General features: G+C 54.9%; 13 protein-coding genes and 4 pseudogenes. 9 read left to right on the forward strand and 8 right to left on the reverse strand.

Translation table 11 applies throughout. The annotated features are described in order from the left end of the window. Positions 1-139 precede the first annotated feature (139 nt). The 4 genes from N8E89_RS25490 to N8E89_RS25505 are packed head-to-tail and all read right to left on the reverse strand — an operon-like array spanning position 140 to position 3737. On the reverse strand, positions 140-619 hold the full coding sequence (locus tag N8E89_RS25490; protein WP_262262563.1) for a tetratricopeptide repeat protein: 480 nt from the start codon (positions 617-619) through the stop codon (positions 140-142). Positions 620-647: 28 nt separating this feature from the next. After that, complete coding sequence (locus N8E89_RS25495) at positions 648-1856, reverse strand: adenylate/guanylate cyclase domain-containing protein (protein WP_262262564.1); 1209 nt, start codon at positions 1854-1856, stop codon at positions 648-650. 35 nt (positions 1857-1891) lie between these two features. Next, positions 1892-2071 (reverse strand): hypothetical protein, encoded by a 180-nt coding sequence (locus tag N8E89_RS25500; RefSeq protein ID WP_262262565.1) that lies wholly within the window; start codon positions 2069-2071, stop codon positions 1892-1894. Position 2072: 1 nt separating this feature from the next. Continuing rightward, the gene (locus N8E89_RS25505) at positions 2073-3737 is read right to left on the reverse strand and encodes an ABC transporter substrate-binding protein (protein ID WP_410010418.1); all 1665 of its coding nucleotides are present in this window, start codon (positions 3735-3737) and stop codon (positions 2073-2075) included. A 659-nt stretch (positions 3738-4396) separates the two neighbouring features. On the opposite strand from N8E89_RS25505, the gene N8E89_RS25510 reads away from it, so the two are divergent. Then, entirely contained in the window at positions 4397-5299 is a 903-nt protein-coding gene (locus tag N8E89_RS25510) for an adenylate/guanylate cyclase domain-containing protein (RefSeq protein ID WP_262262566.1), read from the forward strand. 974 nt (positions 5300-6273) lie between these two features. Here N8E89_RS25510 and N8E89_RS25515 read toward each other — a convergent pair. From N8E89_RS25515 to N8E89_RS25525, 3 genes and pseudogenes are all read right to left on the reverse strand, one after another. After that, positions 6274-6982 (reverse strand): annotated as a pseudogene (locus N8E89_RS25515) (FkbM family methyltransferase). A gap of 118 nt (positions 6983-7100) precedes the next feature. Further along, positions 7101-9102, reverse strand: a pseudogene (locus N8E89_RS25520) (putative bifunctional diguanylate cyclase/phosphodiesterase). 8 nt (positions 9103-9110) lie between these two features. Then, a complete protein-coding gene (locus N8E89_RS25525) occupies positions 9111-9584 on the reverse strand; it encodes a putative pterin-binding protein (RefSeq protein ID WP_262262567.1) in 474 nt (157 codons plus the stop codon). Between the two features lie 1107 nt (positions 9585-10691). On the opposite strand from N8E89_RS25525, the gene N8E89_RS25530 reads away from it, so the two are divergent. Then, a complete protein-coding gene (locus tag N8E89_RS25530; protein ID WP_262262568.1) occupies positions 10692-12161 on the forward strand; it encodes an MDR family MFS transporter in 1470 nt (489 codons plus the stop codon). 1192 nt (positions 12162-13353) lie between these two features. Here N8E89_RS25530 and N8E89_RS25535 read toward each other — a convergent pair. Next, complete coding sequence (locus N8E89_RS25535) at positions 13354-13719, reverse strand: MmcQ/YjbR family DNA-binding protein (RefSeq protein WP_262262569.1); 366 nt, start codon at positions 13717-13719, stop codon at positions 13354-13356. Positions 13720-14328: 609 nt separating this feature from the next. On the opposite strand from N8E89_RS25535, the pseudogene N8E89_RS25540 reads away from it, so the two are divergent. From N8E89_RS25540 to N8E89_RS25570, 7 genes and pseudogenes are all read left to right on the forward strand, one after another. Further along, positions 14329-15658: pseudogene (locus tag N8E89_RS25540) on the forward strand (MFS transporter). A gap of 299 nt (positions 15659-15957) precedes the next feature. Further along, positions 15958-16458 carry an Lrp/AsnC family transcriptional regulator gene (locus tag N8E89_RS25545; RefSeq protein WP_262262570.1) on the forward strand — a complete coding sequence of 167 codons (501 nt, stop codon included), beginning with the start codon at positions 15958-15960 and terminating at the stop codon, positions 16456-16458. A gap of 96 nt (positions 16459-16554) precedes the next feature. Beyond that, the gene (locus tag N8E89_RS25550; RefSeq protein ID WP_112760345.1) at positions 16555-17343 is read left to right on the forward strand and encodes an ABC transporter substrate-binding protein; all 789 of its coding nucleotides are present in this window, start codon (positions 16555-16557) and stop codon (positions 17341-17343) included. Positions 17344-17443: 100 nt separating this feature from the next. After that, entirely contained in the window at positions 17444-18121 is a 678-nt protein-coding gene (locus N8E89_RS25555; protein WP_112760344.1) for an amino acid ABC transporter permease, read from the forward strand. Further along, entirely contained in the window at positions 18118-18792 is a 675-nt protein-coding gene (locus tag N8E89_RS25560; RefSeq protein WP_262262571.1) for an amino acid ABC transporter permease, read from the forward strand. Before N8E89_RS25555 ends, N8E89_RS25560 begins: the two co-directional genes overlap by 4 nt. Before the next feature lie 36 nt (positions 18793-18828). Continuing rightward, positions 18829-19558 (forward strand): annotated as a pseudogene (locus N8E89_RS25565) (amino acid ABC transporter ATP-binding protein). Positions 19559-19709: 151 nt separating this feature from the next. After that, entirely contained in the window at positions 19710-20993 is a 1284-nt protein-coding gene (locus N8E89_RS25570) for an NAD(P)/FAD-dependent oxidoreductase (RefSeq protein WP_262262572.1), read from the forward strand. Positions 20994-21170: the final 177 nt, after the last annotated feature.

The following is a 21170-nucleotide window of genomic DNA, read 5'->3' on the forward strand; positions in this document are numbered from 1 at the left end:
CTCCCACCGGAGCTGGCTGTTGCAGGATGTCCGTTTCCTCTCCCGTCAGGCCTACGAGGCACGGTCGAGATAGTTCCGTGACATCGCCATGGTTTGCACTCGTTGCCCCCAGCGGTTTGTCATTGGCTGCTCAGTGATCTTATGGAGGCAAACCTGCTATTTTCAACGAGCGGCCCAGCCCACGAGCCTTATCAGGATCGCGATAATACTCACGACTAATAAAGTCCGAGGCCGTGAGATCTGGCTTGCCGCCGACAGCTTCTCTGACCGTTCGACTGGCTTCTTCGGTTCGATTAAGTGCCACGAGCGCAGCTGCCCGATAGAGGCGCGATCGAATGGTCTGAAAAGTGAGTTTACCGAGGGATTCAACGGATTCGGCATAGCGGCCCAGCGCATAGAGGGCCACACCCCGCTCTTCGATGCACCACACAGGAAGGAATGGGTCGAGCGTTTCGGCTTCGTCGAGCAAGGCCAATGCACGCTCTGATTCGCCCACGAAATTATACATCGCCGCGCATCTAGCCTTGATGTATGCATCCGTCGGATTCAAGTCCATTGCCTTGCGGTGGTGTGCCAGAGCCTCGTCGAAGTTGCCAATCATGAGTTCTAGTACGCCCATAATCCTGTTGGCCTCAGCATCGTAGGGATCAAGCTCGAGCGCGGCGAATGTCCCGTCGACCTTGCTCGTAGTCGAAATCCGACAACCATGACGCTGCGCAGGTTCTCCACGCATAGGCAGCGGCGTAGTTCGGATCCGCCTCAATTGCTTTTGTCAGCCAGCCGACGGACTGGCGTGCATTGTCGTCAGTAACGCCGCCGAGGCGGTGATGGTCGAGCCCGCGCAACAGGTAGTCGAAGGCGGTCATGTTTTCCGGCGGCTTTCGTCGCGCCGCGATCATGGCCGCATCCTCCATCCGCCCCGACACGGTTGCGGCGATCTTGGCAGCGGTTTCGTCAATCAGGGCAAGGATTTCCTCGAACGATCGCTGGATCTTGTCGCTCCAAAGCACCGCCCCTTGGTCGGTTTCTGACAGCGTAAAGCTGATCGAGACCCGCTCTCCGAGCTTGCGCACCTGTCCCTCAAGCACATATCGAACGCCAAGAACCTCACCGACTCTCACCGGATCCGGGTGGAGTTCCGCCACCGCGAAACTCGCACTCCGTGAACTAACTGAGAGACGGTGAAACCGCCCCAGTTCGACAATCAGCTCCTCGGTGAGGCCCTCGGCGAGGTAGCGTTGGTTCTCATCGGAGCCCGAAACTCGGAAAGGGAGCACCGCAACAGATGACGGCCGCCGTTCCTTCGTGATGAGAAGTTGCGTCGGTGCGGACTGGAGCCGATGCGCCCCGATCTCCCCGCGCACCCGATAGAGGTGAACCGACTCTGAGATATTCTTGAATGTTCGCTCACCTATATCGTCGAATATAAACGCAGAATTGCGGCGGACATGATCGAAGAGTGCACCACTCACATAGATCGAGTCCGGTTCAGCTGCTGCCTGAATGCGCGCTGCGAGATTGACCCCGTCGCCGACCAGATCATCCCCCTGTACCACAACATCCGCGATGTGGAGACCGAACCGCATCCTCATCGGCTCACTCATAGGTTCCTGCACACCAGCAAGCGCACTCCGGATCTCGAACGCGCTGCGCACTGCGTTCACGGCGCTGGGGAATTCGGCAAGTGCTCCATCGCCGACTGTCTTGAAGACGCGGCCCTCGAGCAAACCAACTTTTTCCGAGATGAGGGCCTGACAGCTCGCCAAGCGTTCCACTGTTTGCTCCTCAGCTCGCTCCATCATCCCGGAGTAGCCGACGATGTCGCCGACCATGAGGGCAGCCATTCTGCGCTGCATGGCGAAACTCCTCAACGGCGCGATCAATTCTCCGATCAGATCATCTTGCCAGTAGGCAGCGCCGTTATTTCAAGCAATGCGGGAGTGTAGCGCATTGCGAGATCTGCTGCATAGGGAACCGCGCTTGCGGCGAGGCATTCGCGGCCGACAGTGAGATTTGGCGAATTACTCTGGCGATCGCTTCGATAAACGAAGCTGGCGGTCGCGGGTGCCATACTATGAAGCTTTCGAGGCACGGTCGAGATAATTCTGCGATATGGCCGTTGGATGCACGCCGGTCACCCCTTTCGCAGTCGCCGACAAATAATCGTAGAAGTACCCGAAGATGACCGGCGTTTCTTCCAGAAGCAGGCGCTGGATCTTGCCCGCAATCTGTTTTTGACTTTCGAGGTCGAGCGCAGCGATGTAGCTTGAGACCAATTGGTCATATTCCGGATTCTTGAATCGTGCCGAATTCCAGGTCCCGTCACTCTTCAACGGAGCAGATAGAAGGACATTGGGAACACCTCGATGACCATAGGCAGTGATGCCCATTACGGAGTCGAGCCAGTTCGATTTGCCGAAGACGGCATCGCCGTAGTACGCGCCCTGATCCAGAATGCTTAGCCCAAGGTCGATGCCGATTTCCTTTACCGCGTTCTGGATAAGGACCGCATATTCCGGAATTTCCAGAAAGCGTTCCGTTGTCAACGTAACCTTGAAACCCTTGCCGACACCTGCTGCTTCCATCAACTGGTTCGCCTGCGTCAAGTCCTGCTGCCGCTGCGCAACGCTCGTATCCGTAGACGGGTAGACTGGCGCAAAGGGGCTGTCATTGCCAAGCAGCGCGTGCCCGCGCATTAATCCCTTCTGCAGTTTGTTCCGGTCGATGCTGAGCGCAATTGCACGGCGGACGCGTGGATCCTTGAAGGAATCCGTGTCGGTGCGCATGTGCAGCTGCTGGTGCGCCACCGATTTGAGGCTGATAATTTCGACGTTGGGATCGCTGAGCAGGCCCACACCTGCCGAAGCGGGTAACTGGGTGATGACATCCACCTGGCCGCCCTGAAGTGCCAGGATCATCGGCTGGATACTGCCGAAGAAGGTGAACTCCGTCCGATCCGGCAGAGCCTTATCGCCCCAGTAATTGTCGTTTCTGACGAATGAGGCGCCTACTTTCGGCGTATATTTTTCGAGCTTGAACGGGCCGGTTCCAATGAAGTTCTTTTCAAAATCGCCCTTATAGTCAGCGGGAATGATAATCGCATTGTAATTGTCGGACGATAGCATGTACGGGAAGTTGCCGTTGGGCGCATCGAGATGGAATTCGACTGTATAGGCGTCAATTTTTCGGGTTGCACCCTTCTGCAGATAACCGGTGAATACGGACAATGCGTTGGACGAGTTGGCTGGGTCCGCCAGCCGGTCAATGCTGGCCACCACATCGTCGGCCTTCATCTCGGCACCACTATGGAACTTGACCCCCTTGCGCAAAGTAAAGGTCCAGACATCACCCTTGTCGTTCGGTTTCCAGCTCTCGGCGAGCATAGGTTTCAAAACAAGATCAGGACCATCAAGACAAAGAAATTCACCGGTCTGTTGCAACATCAAAAGACCGCCAGAGTCGGCAACACTGACTGGATCAATCACCGCGGCGGGCACGCTGTTTGCCACGCGGATGGTTGCGCCCGGTGCACCCTGGGCGCGGGCCAGGCTTGGCATGCCGCCGAGACCCACTGCAAACCCGACACTTCCCAGGAAAGGCAGCGACAGCCCCAACAAGCTGCCGTGGCGAATAAATTCGCGGCGGCTCACCCTGCCGTCCACGAGACCGTCGATCAAATGGTTTTCAAGATGAGTCCGGCCACGCCGGAGAATGTCGAGAATTTTGTAATTCCTCATGATTTCTGTTCCCCTCTACTCTGGTTTTGGCGAACGAAATATTCACCGGCGCTGTGCTCGCCATGTCGAGCCACCCTTCACCGACACACTTAAAATTCCACTCCTCCACTTCTCGTCGCCCGACATATGATCAGTGGTCGGATCTCCCAACATGGAGCAGTGGCGGCGCGAGCGCACGTTTGCATCGGCCCATCGGCCTATAGGAGTTTAGGGAGTGCCCCTCCAGCGCTTTGATCCTCGTCTTTGGGCATCGCTCGCGGACGACCTTGAGGCGACTGTATTTTGGCGAGTTGTACCAGCTCTCCGCGAAGCTGCGTCTGGGGACTCGAAGATAACAAGACGATGCAGCTTTCAATCGCCTTAGAGCACTTGGGTAACCCGCCACGCCCCAAATATCGGCTACGCTTGGTAACAGGAAGTTCTCGCTGTACTCCTCGAACACCTGCATCGGTGATATCGATATCGGCGATCAGGTACGCGGCCACCGCGCAACTCCCCCAAAAGGCGTGTGTCACTGAATATACGCCTCTCGCTCGCTCAAGACTAGGCGAATATCAGAGTGAAAGGTCTCTTGCGAATGGATAACTGTGAGGAGCCTATTCCGTTTTGTTTCAGCGGCCCCGCGGTGGTAAACTGCCTTGGACTACACGGAGGATGTCATGGACATTGCCGCGTGGCTCTCGGGCCTCGGGCTTGCCAAGTATGCCACGATCTTTGCTAAAAACGAGATCACTCCCGAAGTGCTCCCGCATCTGTCGGATGCGGACCTTGAAGCCCTGGGCCTCCCGATGGGCCCGAGGAAGCTCGTGTTGGCCGCCATTGCGGGGCTTGGCAACGCCGATATGCGCGATCCCAAGCCGGTGGCCGGTTCAACGCCCCGCGTCGAAGCCGAACGTCGCCAGTTGACGGTGATGTTTGTCGATCTCGTCGGATCCACCGCATTGTCAAGTCAATTGGACCCGGAAGAGATGGCCGAAGTGATCGGCAAGTACCAGAACGCGGTGGCCGGGGAAATCACGCGTGTGGATGGCCATGTCGCGAAGTTCATGGGTGATGGCGTGCTCGCCTATTTCGGCTGGCCGCGGGCGCACGAGGACGAGGCCGAGCGGGCGGTGCGGGCCGGGCTCGCCATTACGGCGGCGGTTGCCAAGCTGGTGACGCCAGCAAACGAGCCGCTGGGTGCCCGTGTCGGCATCGCAACGGGATTAGTGGTGGTGGGCGACCTTGTCGGCGAGGGCGCGGCGCAGGAGGTGGCGGCCACCGGCGCGCACCTCTGGGAGTCGGAACTTCACCGGATCGCCGGAAATCTCCTGCTCAGTTCAGCAACACTCGATGTCGAACGAAGCGAAGCACATTATCTTCGCGCCATCGAGGTCGCTCGGGAACAGCACGCGGCATCCCTCAATCTGCGCGCATCGACCTCGCTTGCCCGCCTGTGGGCCCACCGCGGGGACAGGCACAAGGCCTACGACCTGCTCGCCCCTGTCTACGCCTGGTTCACCGAGGGCTTTGATACGCGCGACCTCGTCGATGCCAAGGAATTGCTGGACCAACTTCGATAGATGCAATTGCAAACGGTGAAAGATCGTACCGAGCAACCTCACCTTCCTCCCGTTAGTCTGCTCCAAGACCCACGCTCAGTTGAGCGACTTCATGGGAGTCCTCGAATGTCACGGTGGCTCGGCAATCGTCATAGCTGGAGGGGCTCCTCTTTCCCGATCCGCGTCCAATCCTGTCGCGCGCGGGATCGAAGTACCCGTCATGATCCGACTTGGAGAGGCCAATCTCGCGAGATCCAAATGATCAGCTTTTGGAATGACCGCAATGCGCCGATATCGTTGAAGAACTCGGAGTTTGAGCATCCTCGACGCTGTGCGCGAGGTTTTTCAGGACCTTTGCAAGGTGGCCCTGGCTCTGACGCGGCTGGATGGGAGGGTGCCGCAGGCCATCAAACTGCCATGGCGGCCGTTAGCAGGCGTGAAGGCCTGAGCTTTGCCAGCCTTCGGAGATTTTGTGCCGTTGCGGCGAGAAGGAATGAATGAATCGCATCTCTTTGTTGATTGCATCAACTAACCCAACTGCTCCTTGCGGCGATGATGTATGTTGATGCTATCAACGAATGGTATAACCTCGAAGTGGCGAAGGTAGCGGAGTATAAGCGGTACTTGCCTGCCATGAAATTGCATAAGCAGTTTCTCAAGGACTGGTAGCCAGCGTCGCATCGTCCCCGCCCGCATCGTGCCATCAGTCAGCTCGTAATAATTTGGGCCGGTGATCGCCGAACCATCCGGGAACCTTCCGGTGACTGGCAACAGGTTCGACTAGGCGGATATTTTGCACGAGTTGCGAGCATCTGGATCTGCCCATTTCACGCGCCGGAAATCCAGGACCCCGTCGCACGGCTTCATCACCCATTTCTTACGACGTGTTTCTTCGTCAAATTGATATCGGCGAGCTCCGCGGATTTCCAACACACTGCCTTCATCTCTTCTTCGGTTTCCTACCAACTTGTTGTTCCAAAAAACTCACCAGACCATCATCCCAGAGCTTCGAAAACCTCCCCTTCATATTCGCGCAAGCCCTGCTCCTTAGTGAATAGGACACAATGACCATACGAACCACGAGGGTCATATGCGAGATCCTTTCGCCGTCAAAGCCTCCGTAATTTCACGGATACCTGATAATCCGTAGAGATGGTCATGCAGTTCAAGGAAAACCCGTTCGATACCAGGAAGCTCAGATCTCCCAAGTAAATCTCGTTCAGCGCCCTCAATGTCCATGACGAGAACGTTGATGGCATGATCCGCAATAAAACTATCGATGTTTGTAGACGCCAGCGATATTTCCCGCTGGTAGGGACCTTGATTTTTGTCCATGGACGACATCCAAAGGTCCTGGCGAACATAGAACGAAAAGGTACGCGACTCCCCTGCTGCCAATAAGCCTTGGGATAACACTACATTGCACAGATTGTTTGCACTGATCACACGATGTGCGAGTGCCACTGTTGATGGATTTGCCTCGAATGACCAAACTCGAACGCCCGGAACTGTAGCAATTAGCGACGTAATGACACCGATCCCTGCCCCCAGCTCAAGCACCCGATCATTCGGTCTGACAGCCTTGAAGACCCACTTAGCCTCTTTCGCTTCATAGCTGCCACTTGTCAGAGCCTGCCAAATAACCGGTGAAACCTCGTCGGATGAAAGAGGTACCGTAATCCCGTGGACGGTCAGTAAATACAAACAAAACTCCTTCGTTGCTTACCGGGTTGCGGCCGCTCGACGGACCAAGCGAACCTCTGGACCGACTTTCCTAGTTGAAACATCGGTGTCTAGAGTGCAATGCGGAATGGAGAACATTTTACCCTCTGCCGAATACTACTTGGGCATCGATGAGCCGTTCGTAATCAATCAAGTCATTGTGGTCGACAATTTTGCGAAGATGCTCCAACCGCACTGCAGGTAGGGGCCTCCCTATCAAGTAGCCTTGAACCTGATCGCATCCAATTTGTTTGACGCAGGCAAATTGCTCTTCGGTCTCGATGCCTTCAGCGATTGTGGTCATCCCCAGGCTACGCCCGACACCGGTCACCAGTTCCACGATGGCGAGGGCATCTGCGCGGGTTGTCACGTCGCGAATGAAAGAACGATCAATCTTAATCTTGTCGAAGGGAAAACTCCTGAGGCTGCCCAGTGATGAGTATCCAGTGCCAAAGTCGTCCATCGCAATCTGGATGCCAACCGCCTTCAGTTGCGTCAAAGTCTCTAGCGTCTGTTCATTCTTATCCAGCAGCACCGATTCGGTGATCTCCAGCTCAAGTCGGTTAGGATCCAGGCCACTTTGAGTAAGTATTGTGACGACGCTCTGGATGAGATTTCGGCTGCGGAACTGAACCGGCGATAGGTTGACCGCGACTTTGAGTGACCTTGGCCAACGGGTAGCCTCCAGGCAAGCCGTTCTTAGAACCCAATCTCCCAGTTCATGGATCAACCCTATATTTTCTGCCACCGGAATGAATTCTGAAGGAGGGACTTGGCCGCGTATTGGGTGAAACCATCGCAGCAGGGCTTCGTAGCCACAAATCTCGCGTGTAATCGTGTTCACTTGCGGTTGGTAGTATATTTCCAACTCACAATTTCGCATCGCCTGCTTAAGATCCGCTTCAAAGGACTTCTTCTCCATCAATCTTGTTTGCATCTGGGATTGGAAGACACACACATGCCCCGAGCCAAAAGATTTCGCTTCGTAAAGCGCGAGGTCCGCCTGCTTGAACACCTCATCTGCGTCGGGTTCTGCGTTCGATATGGTAACGCCAACGCAAGTACCGATTTTTATCTCCCGTCCACTGACATGGTAGGGTAAACTGATTTCATCCATCACGTGGCGCGCGAAATCAAAAGCCTGTTTCTCGGTCAGACCCGCCGTCAGGATCGCGAACTCATCCCCTCCTAACCGACAGATGAGGTCACCTTCCGGACTGATTTTTGTGAGACGACTTGCCACGCCTTGAAGAAGACCATCACCGACGTCATGACCCAGCGTATCGTTCACATCCTTAAATCCGTCGAGATCAAGGAGAAAGATCACTGCAGTTGGTCCACCAGCGATTGCTGTCTTCAATCGCGCTTCCAGATCCTGGCGGAACAAAATACGATTAGGTAGCCCGGTGAGAGCGTCATGGTGGGCAACATGTTTCAGACGATGGTTCTGGGACTTCAACTCTCCTGACGCCTCGCGAAGGTTTTCCGTCAAGTCCTTCATCTTGCGGTGAGCACCGTCCAGGAGGCTGTTGTGGCGCAAAAGCAGAACCACCAGTCCCACACCGCAGAGGATCAGCCCCCCTGCGAGTCCGGTATAGATCAGATGGAGCTGTCGCAATTCCGCCTGCGCAGCGTCTATCAGGCCGACATCATACTCAACCGCAGTGGATGCAAGCGCAGTCATGGACGCATCTAAGGCGGACATAGATTGCAGTGTACTCTTGAGACCATCAGAGATCCAGGTCGTCAAGTCGCTGATCAAGCGCCTCAAGAACATTGGCAAGTCTTGCAATTAACTCGCGTCGCTGAGGGTCTTGCGCGACAAAGGCATGGAGATTGCCGTGCTTCAGAAGCTCCACGCGGCCAATCATGATATCAAGACGGAGACGGACCTCATCACGATCGACATCGTCCGTACCCAAAGCATAAGCCGCCAAACGATGCTCGAGCCTCATATATTCAGAGAGCGTCTGACCGACGGCCCAGGAGTCGTTGTAACGGGCAAATTTCTGCAGCGCCGTTTGCCGCTCAGCAATGACATAGGCGATGTAGCCCGTCGCCACCACAAAGCAACAGATAATGATCCCGAGAACCCGCTTCACGCTTTGCTCTATTCGATTATTAGCTTGGCCACCTGCCAGGCGGATCGGGTATAGTAGGTTTGGCTTTGCAGCTGAGGATCGCTGTCAAAAGGATAGACGATAAACAAGGGCCCCTTGTCGCGAACCGGCATGTAATTTCCATCGCGTTTCAAAGCAAGCACGACCTTGTATTTCTTAAAATCATCTAGAGGAATTGTGGTCACATAGTCGTTCAGGGCAACTGCTGTCACCTTTGTTCCGGTGGCTCCTACCAATTCCATAAGCTTATCGAGAGGTACGCCCTCGAAGCGTACGCGGGTGTCATACCATGGAGTTGCCGTTTCGATGGCCTGCAAACCGATGTCTTCCAGCATCGCACGGTCGAATTCTGCCGCGGACCCATTGTTAGTGTTTCCGATCTTCCCGGCTACAACCAGAATTGCCTTGCCTTCAGGTTTGGCAAGTGACCCGGCGAATGCGTTTGAAATCGTAACGATCGACAAGGCAATATAGATAAAAAAGGCGGATAAGAGTCATTGGCATCTCCATTGGTAATTAGGTTCATAGAGCAATTGAACTAATTCAGCATCAAAAATGATATGCTCCGCACCCTTTTGTGGCCGGACAGAAAATGCATGACCTTGGAGAATCGATGGCAGCTATCAGCAATGATGGATCCGTTATCTCCCAGCGAAAAGACCAGTAAAATTCAAATGCGTTCTGCCAATAGATTTTCAGCGGTCTCCACGAAATGAAGATTCACGTGGCGGGGCGAAATCCCCGGAGTTTCGGGTCTACCCTGTGCGCCTTAGATCGCGCTGTAGGCGCAGCCGTACGAGATTTTCCCGTCGGATACTATTCAAGTGCGTGAGCACAATTTCTAGCAAACCTGCATAACACTATGCAGGAATATTAATTGCCGGGCGTGGCAAACACTGCGCGTTTAACAATTGATTTGAGTGCACTCCTCTGCGGCCACGAGATTCGCAACCAGAAACTAAATCCTGAGCGGCGGCGCGTCCCATGCATCACGGTGCCGGCAATCGATGATATGGCGGCCGCAAGCTGAACATTCCCACCGCCACGGCCGCGACTCGAGACGCCATCCCTTCACTCGTCCAGATTTAGACTTTTGTTGTAAACGCGTGCAATCTGAACGGCTGAATTGTGCGCTGGCCTTTCTAGGTGGCGTTGTACGTATCGCTGACCCCGGCGCAATCGGCGTGCATAGTGTCGACGCATAGTTTCGTAGGGTCTTGCGTAGGAACGCGCAACCTGACTAAGGAGTTGTATTCGAGGTTTGAGCGACGGCTCGCAAGCGTCTCGTTTTGATCTGTCAACACCTTCAAAGCCGTACCCAAACGCCCGGCATCAACTGGAACGCGTGAGCCCGTTGCCGGCTCGGATGGACGATGTAGACCGCATCAACCAACCTAGCGCGCGGCTCAACTATGATTGACATTCACGGTCAGTAGGGATTGAACTTGCACTGCCTAGGAAAGCAACGCCCTACTCCCACCGAGAACCACTTCCCCAACGCCTTATTCGTTTTTGCGCTTTTGCCGCCAGCGGCGGCGATTTCGGTGGGTGGAAAGTCAGAAGAAGATGCCATGCTTGAAACGGTAGACAAGACGAAGCGCCCTTGGGTTGTTGTATCCATTGTCCTTGCGACATTTATGGTCGCGATAGAGGCGACAATTGTTGCAACAGCGATGCCGCATATTGTCGGGCAACTCGGCGGCTTTACCTATTATAGCTGGGTCTTTTCAGCATATCTTCTCGCGCAATCGACGACAACAGTCATCTATGGAAAATTGTCCGACGTGTTCGGCCGGAAGCCCATTCTTATCGGGGGGATTGTAATATTTCTTATCGCTTCCGCGGCTGCAGGCTTCGCTTGGTCAATGGCCTCGCTGATCGGATTCCGGCTATTACAGGGCATCGGTGCAGGAGCGATCCAGCCGGTGTCGATGACGGTTATCGGGGACCTCTATAAGCTGGAAGAACGGGCCAGGGTCCAAGGTGTACTTGCCAGCGTTTGGGCGATATCGGCAGTCACTGGCCCCCTTGCGGGTGGTATCATCGTCGATAATTTTTCGTGGGGATGGATCTTCTGGATTAATTTTCCGCTTGGCCTGCTGACCATTGCAGGGTTAGGGCTTTTTCTGCATGAATCCATTGAACCGCGGAAGGTCAAAATTGATTATCTGGGAAGCATATTTTTTTCGGTCGCCATTGTTTCCCTCTTGGTCATGCTCACCGATACAGATTCAGGTTTCGGTATCCTTGCCGGGCTTGCTGCGGTTTTTTGCGCGAGCGGCGCCCTTTTTTTCCTTCAGGAGCGGCGTGCCCCTCAACCCATCATATCACTGGCCCTTTGGAGCCAACGGCTGATCGCCACCAGCAATACTGCCACACTGCTTGCGGGCATGGCGCTCATCGGACTTACAACCGTTCTTCCAATCTACGTGCAAGGTGTGCTGGGCCGCTCGCCGCTCGTCGCCGGCTTCACGCTAACTATGCTGGTTGTCGGGTGGCCGATGGCAGTCATGCTGTCCAGCCGGTTCTACCGTGCATTTGGAATTCGAAGCACCCTGCGCACTGGTAGCCTCATGTTCCCTGTCGGGGCTGTGTTCCTTCTTTTCCTACAGCCTGAGAGCAGTCCCATTTCGGCGGGTATTGGATCTTTTCTGATGGGGTTCGGCATGGGCCTTATCAGCATCACGAGCGTCGTTCTTGTCCAGGAAAGCGTCGAATGGTCAATGCGGGGCAGTGCGACGGCTTCGATTATCTTTTCACGGAGTTTAGGAAACACCCTTGGCGCAACGACCCTTGGCGCAATTCTTAACTTTGGCATTGTCCATTTCGGTAACGGCGATCTGGCCGCCCAACTCCACGAGGTTCTCAATCAACCTGCTGGGCTGGCCGACCTTGCCGCAACGCCAGCCATCAGGACGGTGTTTCATTCGGCGTTGCATTGGACTTTCTGGGGCGTTTTCATCCTAGCCCTGCTTACTTTCTCAACAACGTGGCTTATCCCTGTGTCACGAGATGCCGGTCGTAAAAACGCTCGCGTCTAAATCAGGGAACAATCAGACAATCGTCGTCAGATCATCGTATGTGCGTTTCATGATGCCGACCCTGCGTATTTCCGGCTCGACTGCGGCCAACGCCCAAATATTGAGAGCTCAACCCGGTATTTGATGGGATATGCAGAATGGGTGATCGCGTCAAACATCCCTATTTTCGACGTCCGGACCTATCGAGCGGTCAACCACATGTTGGAGCTCGATCTGCAACTCTTCGATGCTTCTGGAAAGTGCGCTGCCGTCCAATCCAGCAATCCCACCGAGGTACACACCGCTGGCAAAGTTAAAAGTTACGGTGCAGACAGGATCCCGATACAGCCACGCCGCCTTTCGATTGCGATGCGCCGATCGACGCGCAAGCTTTCGGACCAGAGGGCGCTGACGAAAAATATTTGAAAGCCGTGCCCGCATCATCTTTCGCCGCAGGAATTCTAGAAGTATGGCCGTCTCATGATTGCATAACGCAAAAATTTAAAAAAATTGAGCGGAGGGCCAAGTGCTGATTAAGCACTCGCCCAAATTGGTTTTGGTCGTAAAACGCCTGCCGCGACCAAGCATTATCGGCGCGTTCCAAGTTCGCAAAAACCAACGATTTATTGCCTGCAAATGCTTCCCAAGCCACGATCCTCGTTCCAAAGTCAGGCGACTTCACCTGGATACGAGGTGTAATGCTGGTTGCGAAGTCTTGTGCCGCATTGGGACAAGAGCCTCTATTGCCCGCTGGACCTCAGCTGGCGTCCAGCCAGACAAATAGGCTTCCGCCTGCAAGGCGGCGATATCTGTAAAGTTCCCATCCTTAAGCTTCATAAAACGACCTCGTAACGCCTCTTTGCAGTGTCTTTCCCGTTCCGGGTAATATCCGGTCCGTATAGGGGACGGGATTGGCATCGTGTTTTCCTCCTCAACGAGCCCGATTTGCAGGCGGCTGTTTGAAAATCTGAGCCTCTCTTCTCTGCAAACCACTCCTAGCTAAACGCTTTTCAGTGCCAAAATGATCCACGCCTGACCGCACTGATCGCCAAGGGAAGCATTTTCTTTTGACATGAACGCGGACGCGACATGAAATTTGATCGCGGTAGAATCTTAAATGAACGAAACGTTTTCCATCGGCCAACACACAGTTCGGCGCCGCCGAGCCCGCCACACGACATCGGGCTGTTCTCACCAGCGTTTGAATGACGCTTTATTCGAGCCGGATACCTAATTCTTGACGAACTTGCTTTGTCAGGCCTGCTGCAACAAGCTGGTAGGATCGACGCAAATAGGCGTCTAGTTCGCTATCACTAAGACCCGCCTCCTTAGAAACGCAAACCCACTGCCGCTTAGCGAAGTAAGGCGCCTGCTTGACACCCTCGATCCCGGTCAGCACGACAAAGCTTTCCTCCGGACACTTAAACACAATGCTGTTCAGATCAGGGGATGCCAGCCTAAGAAGCGTGAATACTTTGTCGCTCACCTTTGCGACCCGCGATCCCCATTGGTCGACGAGGGAAACGCCTGGAAGCGAAAGTGTGAAGCTCTCAAAGCCTCCGATTTCGAACAAATTCATGCATTCTCCAAACGGCGCTAGAAGTGAGTTCTCGCAGAACGTTTTGCCGAATTGCAGAACTGAGTCCCCGCAACTCCTATCGGGTGGAACGACGGTAAGAGGAATGTATCATAGATGCTAAGAATTGAAGCAAATGGGGCGATGATTTATTCCAAGTCACACGCAAGTCGTCGCCTTGATAAACGCGTACATCCGATCCGGACTGCGTTGTGCTTCAGGCCGTGATGCTTCCTGCTAACTGGTAGTACTGCGGCACCAGACGCGAGATATTCGACATCACCGTTTAAGCAATTGCCGCAGTTTTCATCGTGGAAGTATTACTCGCTGTCAAGGTCAAAGTCGTATAGGTCCGAATGCCTAATTGGAAAGTTCGTGCAACGGGCGTATTCTCGCCCTGCTGACCAAGACACCTAGCACCGCCGAGCCCCTTCGCAAGCAGCTCCTGGGGCCGAGGCGTTGGAACTCTCTTCAGCTGATTCAACACTGCTGCGAGTGGATGTGTCCATAGATGTCCAGATGCCGGCGTGTAGATTGCGCAAGGCTTCAGGTCACGAGAAAATAGAGATCCGAAATACTGGAGGCAATGTCTCGAAATAGGAGGAAGAGAACATGGCTATTCAAGTCCCGCAAGATTTCCGCCGCGTGATCGTTGCCGCGTCGGTGGGAAACATCATCGAATGGTATGACTTCTATATCTTCGGGAGTTTGGCTGCGGTTCTTTCAGTCAAGTTCTTCGAACAATCACACCCAGTCGCAGCTTTGCTCAGTACAATTGCGCTGTTTACTGCAGGCTTTCTGATCCGCCCCCTGGGGGCGTTCCTCTTCGGCTGGATGGGCGACCGTGTCGGCCGCAAATATACATTCCTCATTACGCTCAGCGGCATGGGGTTGGGCACAGGCGCGATCGGTTTGATCCCGACGTACGAGTCGATCGGTTTGACCGCTGCATTCCTTCTCTTTGGTTTGCGAATGATCCAGGGATTGTGCTTGGGCGGTGAGTATGGCGGCGCCATCACCTACGTCGCCGAGCATGTCCCCGACGAACGCCGTGGTTACTATACCGGCTGGCTTCAGACCTCGCCGACGCTTGGGATTGTGGTGTCCCTGGCGGTGATCATCGCAACGCGCACCTATTTCGGTAATGAGGTATTCGACGCATGGGCGTGGCGCCTTCCGTTCCTGGTGTCCTTCCTGCTGGTAGCGATTGCAATCTACATCAGGCTCCAGCTTCAGGAGACACCGATTTTCGCGGAGATCAAGGCCAAGGGGCAGATGACCAAAAATCCCTGGAAGGAAGCCTTCCTTAGTGCCAATATCAAATACGTTGGGATCGCGACCATCGTGCTGATCGGGCAAGGCGTCGTCTGGTACAGCGGCCAGTTCTGGGCATTGTATTTTCTACAGCAGGTTTCCAAGGTGGACCCGCTGAACTCGGCCTACATTGTGGGTGCTGCGCTGCTCCTTGCAACGCCGAGTTTGATCCTTTTTGGCCTGCTGTCCGATATCATCGGCCGCAAGCCAGTGATCTTGGGAGGCATGTTGCTCGCTGCCATCACCTACTATCCGCTATATTTGTGGTTGGGAACAGTCACGCAACCTGGCAACATCAACTATCCAATCGCGATCTTCATCATCTTTATCCTCGTTTGCTATGTCGGGATGGTATACGGGCCGGTCGGGGCGTTCCTGGCAGAATACTTCCCTGGCAGGATCTCGGTACACGTCAGTGTCGGTGCCGTATCACATCGGCAATGGCTGGGGTGGCGGATTGGTGCCGTTCATTACCTCGGCGGCTTTCGCGGCCACCGGCAGTATTGGCTACGCCCTGCTTTACCCGATCGTGGTTCCAGCCGTGTGTTTCGTGCTCGCCCTATTCCTAATGCCCGAGACGCGCAAAATTAGCATCTGGAATCCGATTGAGCCTAGAACCGAAACATAACCCTGTGCGGGGCTAACTGGCCCTGCACATTTTGCTCGCAAGGCGTCGTCTTCGAGGCAACAGCGTCTGGTCACGCTCCCCGGACGAGATGACCGGCGTGTCGTTGCAGCCGGGATTGCAGCCATAGCAAAGCTGATTATTCGAGGTTCCCCTTCGAAAGAACGAGCCAGACACGGGCCGGCGCAAAAGATAAGCTTTGGAGCAACGAACCCATTTGCATTGGAAAAAATTTAATGTACGTTACACAAGTAATAGAAAAATACTGCGACATTTTTTTCCATTTATGAAAGTATGCGGCCTTGCGAGAACATTTGGATCAGACGGATCGCAAACTGGTCCAACTGCTGTCACAAGATGCACAGCTGGGCGTAAATCGACTGGCTGAACGAATGGCAATATCGGTACCAACCGTGCGCTCGCGCCTTCGTAACCTCTTGAACAAGAACCTCATCAAAATTGTCGGATTGTTGAGCCTATCGGAGCGACCCGAACTGATATCGGCGATTGTCGGCATCAATGCTCGGGGGCATGGCCGCGCCCGAGAGATCGCAATGCGGATCGCCGAGCTCCCGTTCGTCACCTCAGCGTGCGTCGTAACAGGACGCTTCGATATTATCGTCGATGTCGTCGTGGCCGGTGACGTTGCGGACCTTTATCGCGTTACCAGCGAGCTCATTCCGGGCGTAGGTGAGCCGGGAGAGATCACGCGCACTGAGACGTTCGTTGTCATGGCGGCGTGCAACAAATGGGTGAGTCTACCCAAGGGTTGTTGGTCAGGCGGCCAAAACGCTCAACCGTAAGTCTTGTTTTTAGGAAAATCCTGAGGATCGCCAACCTCGGAACACAAATAGCCCAACCGGGCGGGAACATATAACTAGAACACGGAGGAATACCCAATGATGATCACGAAGTTATTCGTCGCAGGCATTGCCATGCTGGGCATGTCCGTCGCTGCAAGCGCCGGCACCCTTGACGACATCACCAAGCGCGGAGAATTGCGCGTGGCAGTCCAAACGCAAGGGCCTCCCTTCTCCATGGTCGATCAGGCTGGCAAGCGCACGGGCAGCGCGGTCGAACTTGCCGAGTTGATGGCAAAGGAAATGGGGGTAAAGATTACCTTCCTCGACTTCGACTGGGATGGTCTTATTCCGGCCCTTCTTTCTAGTAAGGCTGACCTTTTGGTTGCGGACATGACCCCGACGCTGCCGCGTGCGATGAAAGTTGCATTCACCAAGCCCTTCATGTTCACAGGCAGCACCGTCTTTGCCAAAGCGGGTAGCAAGTTCGGTTCAATCGATGCCTGTAAGGCGGCCGGTACCAAGATTGCCGTCCTGCTTGGTGCGACGGGCGAGAAAGTGGCAAAGGAAACTTTTCCTGACGCCGATATCAAGAGCTATAAAGGTGGAGGTCCACTCCTTCTCGACGCAGTCAACAACGGTCAGGCCGATTGCGGCGTTAACGACGTCTCCGCTGTCAAGGGCCAGCAGGCGGCCTATCCTGCCGGAACCTTCACGATCATGCCGGAAACACTGTCGAAGGAGCCGCTTGCCTTCGCAACACGCTATGATGAACAGGACCTTTTGATCTGGATGAACCTCTTTCTTGACCAGGTCGCACTTGATGGGCGCCTGCAGAAGAACCTGGATTACTGGGTCAATTCTGACGCGTGGAAAAAAGAGCACTAGACAATAGCAGGTTTAGGACGGGGGCGCAGTGAGCCGATGCGTTTCCGTCTGGACCACCGTATGACGGCACTCATTTCGTCGCCTGAGGGATGCTCCCGGCATGCTTGAAAACTTCAGCTTTCGCACCATCACCGAATACCTGCCCCTGTTCGGGTATGGTTTCGTGGCGACACTATGGCTGTCCATCGTGTCATTTGCGGGTGCCCTTGCTGTCGGCATCACTCTGTGTGCAATGAACTTGCAACGTTCGCAGGCACTGAAGGTCCCCGCAAAGATCTATATCGATGTCATCCGGGCAACGCCCTTGTTGGCGCAACTCTATTTCCTGTATTTCGGCCTGCCGCGTCTCGGCGTTGTGTTGCCGGAACTTTTCATCGGCATCCTCGCACTGTCGCTGAACAGCGGAGCTTACATCGCCGAAATCATTCGAGCTGGCATCCTGTCGATTTCACGCGGCCAGGTCGAGGCAGGCATTGCTTCGGGCATGACTTATTTCCAGCGCATGCGCCTTGTCGTGCTGCCGCAGGCGTTTCGGGTAACCATTCCGCCGCTTCTTGGGCAAGCCATCGTGTTGGTGAAGGATTCCGCGTTGCTCTCGCTGATTTCTGTTTCAGAATTAACGCGGGCCGGGCAGCTTCTGGCCTCGGATCGCTTTATGCCTGCAGAGGGCTTTATCACAACTGCAGCGTGCTACCTTGCGCTCTACTATGGATTGAAAACGCTCGCAGCTTCATCCGAACGCTGGCTTCGCCTGCGTCCTACGGGGAACCTCAAATGATCTGGCAACAGCTTCAAAGCCTTATCGGAAGCTATCCTTTGGCGCTGCGTGGTCTTGCAATGACCATCGCCTTGTCACTGATAAGCCTCATCCTTGGGACCCTCATTGGTTTCTTCCTCGGTGTGCTGAGAACAAAGGGCAATCGCTTGATCATCAGGATGATCGGTGCTTGGGTCGATCTCATCAGGGGCACACCATTTCTTGTGCAGATATTCCTGATATTTTTCATTCTGCCGGAACTTGGAATCGAGTTGGACGCCTTCACTGCGGGGATCATTGCCCTCACCAATCTGGCAGCCTGCTTCATTTGCGAGATCGTTGCCGCGGGTATACGTTCGGTGCCGACGGGCCAAGTCGAGGCTGCACTCGCCGCCGGTTTGTCGCAGTGGCACCGAATGCGCCAGGTGGTGCTGCCCCAGGCGATGCGCGTCGCCCTGCCCCCGCTCGTTGGACAATATGTTCTCCTCATCAAGGACTCGTCCGTCGTATCCGCCATCGGCTTGACTGACCTTACCCGCGTTGGCTGGCTCGTGGTTCAGCGCGTTCCAAATGGGCTTTTAGTATTTGCTATCGTCGGTGCCGGCTACTTCGTGGTGTGCTACCCGCTTATCCTGCTTGCACGCCGGCTTGAGAAAAACATGAACGCCGCGCACGGCGAGGTGCAACTCTAAGATGCACCGCAGTCACCCTCATGAAGGCAGCCTGATATGATAGAATTTCGCGGCGTCAACAAATGGTTTGGGGCACTTCATGTGCTCAAAGACATCACGCTCAACGTCGAGCCGCGCGAGGTGGTCGTCGTTTGCGGTCCCAGTGGCTCAGGCAAGAGTACGCTGATCCGCTGCATCAACGGTCTTGAGACGATAAAGAACGGCGATCTGGTGGTGGACGGACAGCGTTTAGGGGATCGCGCTACCAACATGACCGAACTGCGGACTGAGGTCGGATCTCGTCTTCCAGTCGTTCAATCTCTACCCCCATAAAACCGCGCTCGAAAACGTCATCCTCGCGCCAATTCATGTGCGCAAAATTCCAAAGGCCGAGGCCGAGATCGCCGGGCGCGAAATGTTGGCGAAAGTCGGGCTGGCCGACAAGTTCAACTCGTACCCCGCTGAACTTTCTGGCGGACAACAGCAGCGGGTAGCCATCGCACGTTGCCTATGCATGCGCCCGAAAATTATGCTGTTCGATGAGCCTACTTCAGCTCTTGACCCCGAAATGATCAGCGAGGTGCTTGATGTGATGGTGGGTGTGGCCGAGGAAGGCATGACCATGATGGTCGTGACCCACGAGATGGGCTTTGCGCGCAAAGTGGCTCGCCGCGTCGTATTCATGGACGCGGGCGCCATCGTCGAGACCGGACCGCCGGAGGAGTTTTTCTCCAACCCCAAGACCGATCGCAGCCGCGCCTTCTTGAGTAAAATTCTACGTCATTGACGATGGATCAACAGCTGGTGTTTGCGACCAAGCGATTTCGATCGCTGCTCTCCAGTGTCAGCGATCTTTGGGCTTGTGCTGGATGGCTTGACTTGCAACTGCCGCGCAATCGCCAGGTGATCTTGGCCAACAGACTATTTGCGAGAGCACAATGAGCTACATTGATACTTTTTACCGACGAACCATCGCCGACAATTACGCATTTCCGGCCTCGTCAGGTACCACCGAATGTGACACCTGCATCATAGGAGGTGGCCTTGCCGGAATAACGACGGCTTTGCAACTGGTACGTGCGGGCCAGGCAGTCGTCATATTGGAGGCCAGGCGCATTGGCTGGGGCGCTTCTGGACGCAATGGCGGTATTGTCAGTCCCGGTTATGCCAATGGAGGCGATGCAATCGAGCGCGCGGTGGGTGCCAAAAACGCCCACAAGCTCCACGCGCTATCGATCGAAGGCATGAGACTTTTGCGCGATACTATTGATGAACTGGCCATCACTTCCGCAGTGCCCACACCCGGCATGATGAGCGTGCTGCGCTACGACAATGGCGAAAGTCTGCGTTCACGTGCTGACTATCTCCAACGCGAATTCGATTATTCCGTGGAGTATTTGAGCCGGGATCAAGTGCAGGGGGTTCTGCGCTCCAAGCGCTATTTTCAGGGGCTGCGTGACCCACAGGCGTTTCACATACACCCGCTCAACTATCTTCGGGCCATGGCGCAGGAGATCGAGCGGCTGGGCGGAAGAATATTTGAAGGCAGCCCAGCCCTTTCAGTTGATTTGGGTGGGCCGGAGAAGGTCGTCCGGACAGCTCGAGGTGAGATAAAGTCCCGGCGCATCGTGGTCACAACAGGCGGCTACACGGCGGGATTGATTCCCCAGATAAAACGCAGCTTTCTGCCGATTGCCACTTACGTCATGATGACAGAACAGGCTCCGGATCTCATCCACCAAGCCATCGCCACGACAGATGCCGTTAGTGATAATCGGCGAGCTGGCGATTACTATCGCGTGGTTGAGGAAGGCAAACGTCTGCTCTGGGGCGGTCGCATCACCACGAAAGCCGCGTCGTCTGCAGCCCTTGCAAAAGAACTGCGCCATGAAATGGTGGGCACTTATCCGCAGCTCGCCGATTTGAAAATTGAGACGTCCTGGTCAGGTCTGATGTCATATGCACGCCATCTCATGCCTCAGATCGGGCAACTGCGACCCGATGTCTGGTATTGCACGGCGTTTGGCGGTCATGGACTGAACACGACAGCAATTGGTGGGAAGGTGATCGCCGAGGCAATTCTTGGTCAGTCCGATCGCTACGAACTATTCAAGCCATTCGGGCTTGTTTGGGCTGGGGGCCCTGTTGGCTTGTCCGTTGCGCAGCTTACTTACTGGAAACTGCGAGCACAAGATTGGTGGCGGGAACGGTCATCTACGTGACCAGGCTGAAAAACCGATCCCTTGTCGACCCGCCAAGGCCAGCAGCCAACCCATCCCGGAATTTTCTTACTCCCTCGAAAACTTAAAATCACCGGCGTCACGGCCTTTAGATAACGGCCGATGAGCAGCGCTGGCGTCTATGAAGTTGCATCCTCGGTGCGCGCAAGGAGCCGCATA

The sequence above is a fragment of the Phyllobacterium sp. A18/5-2 genome (genome assembly GCF_025452215.1).
Taxonomy (GTDB): domain Bacteria; phylum Pseudomonadota; class Alphaproteobacteria; order Rhizobiales; family Rhizobiaceae; genus Phyllobacterium; species Phyllobacterium sophorae.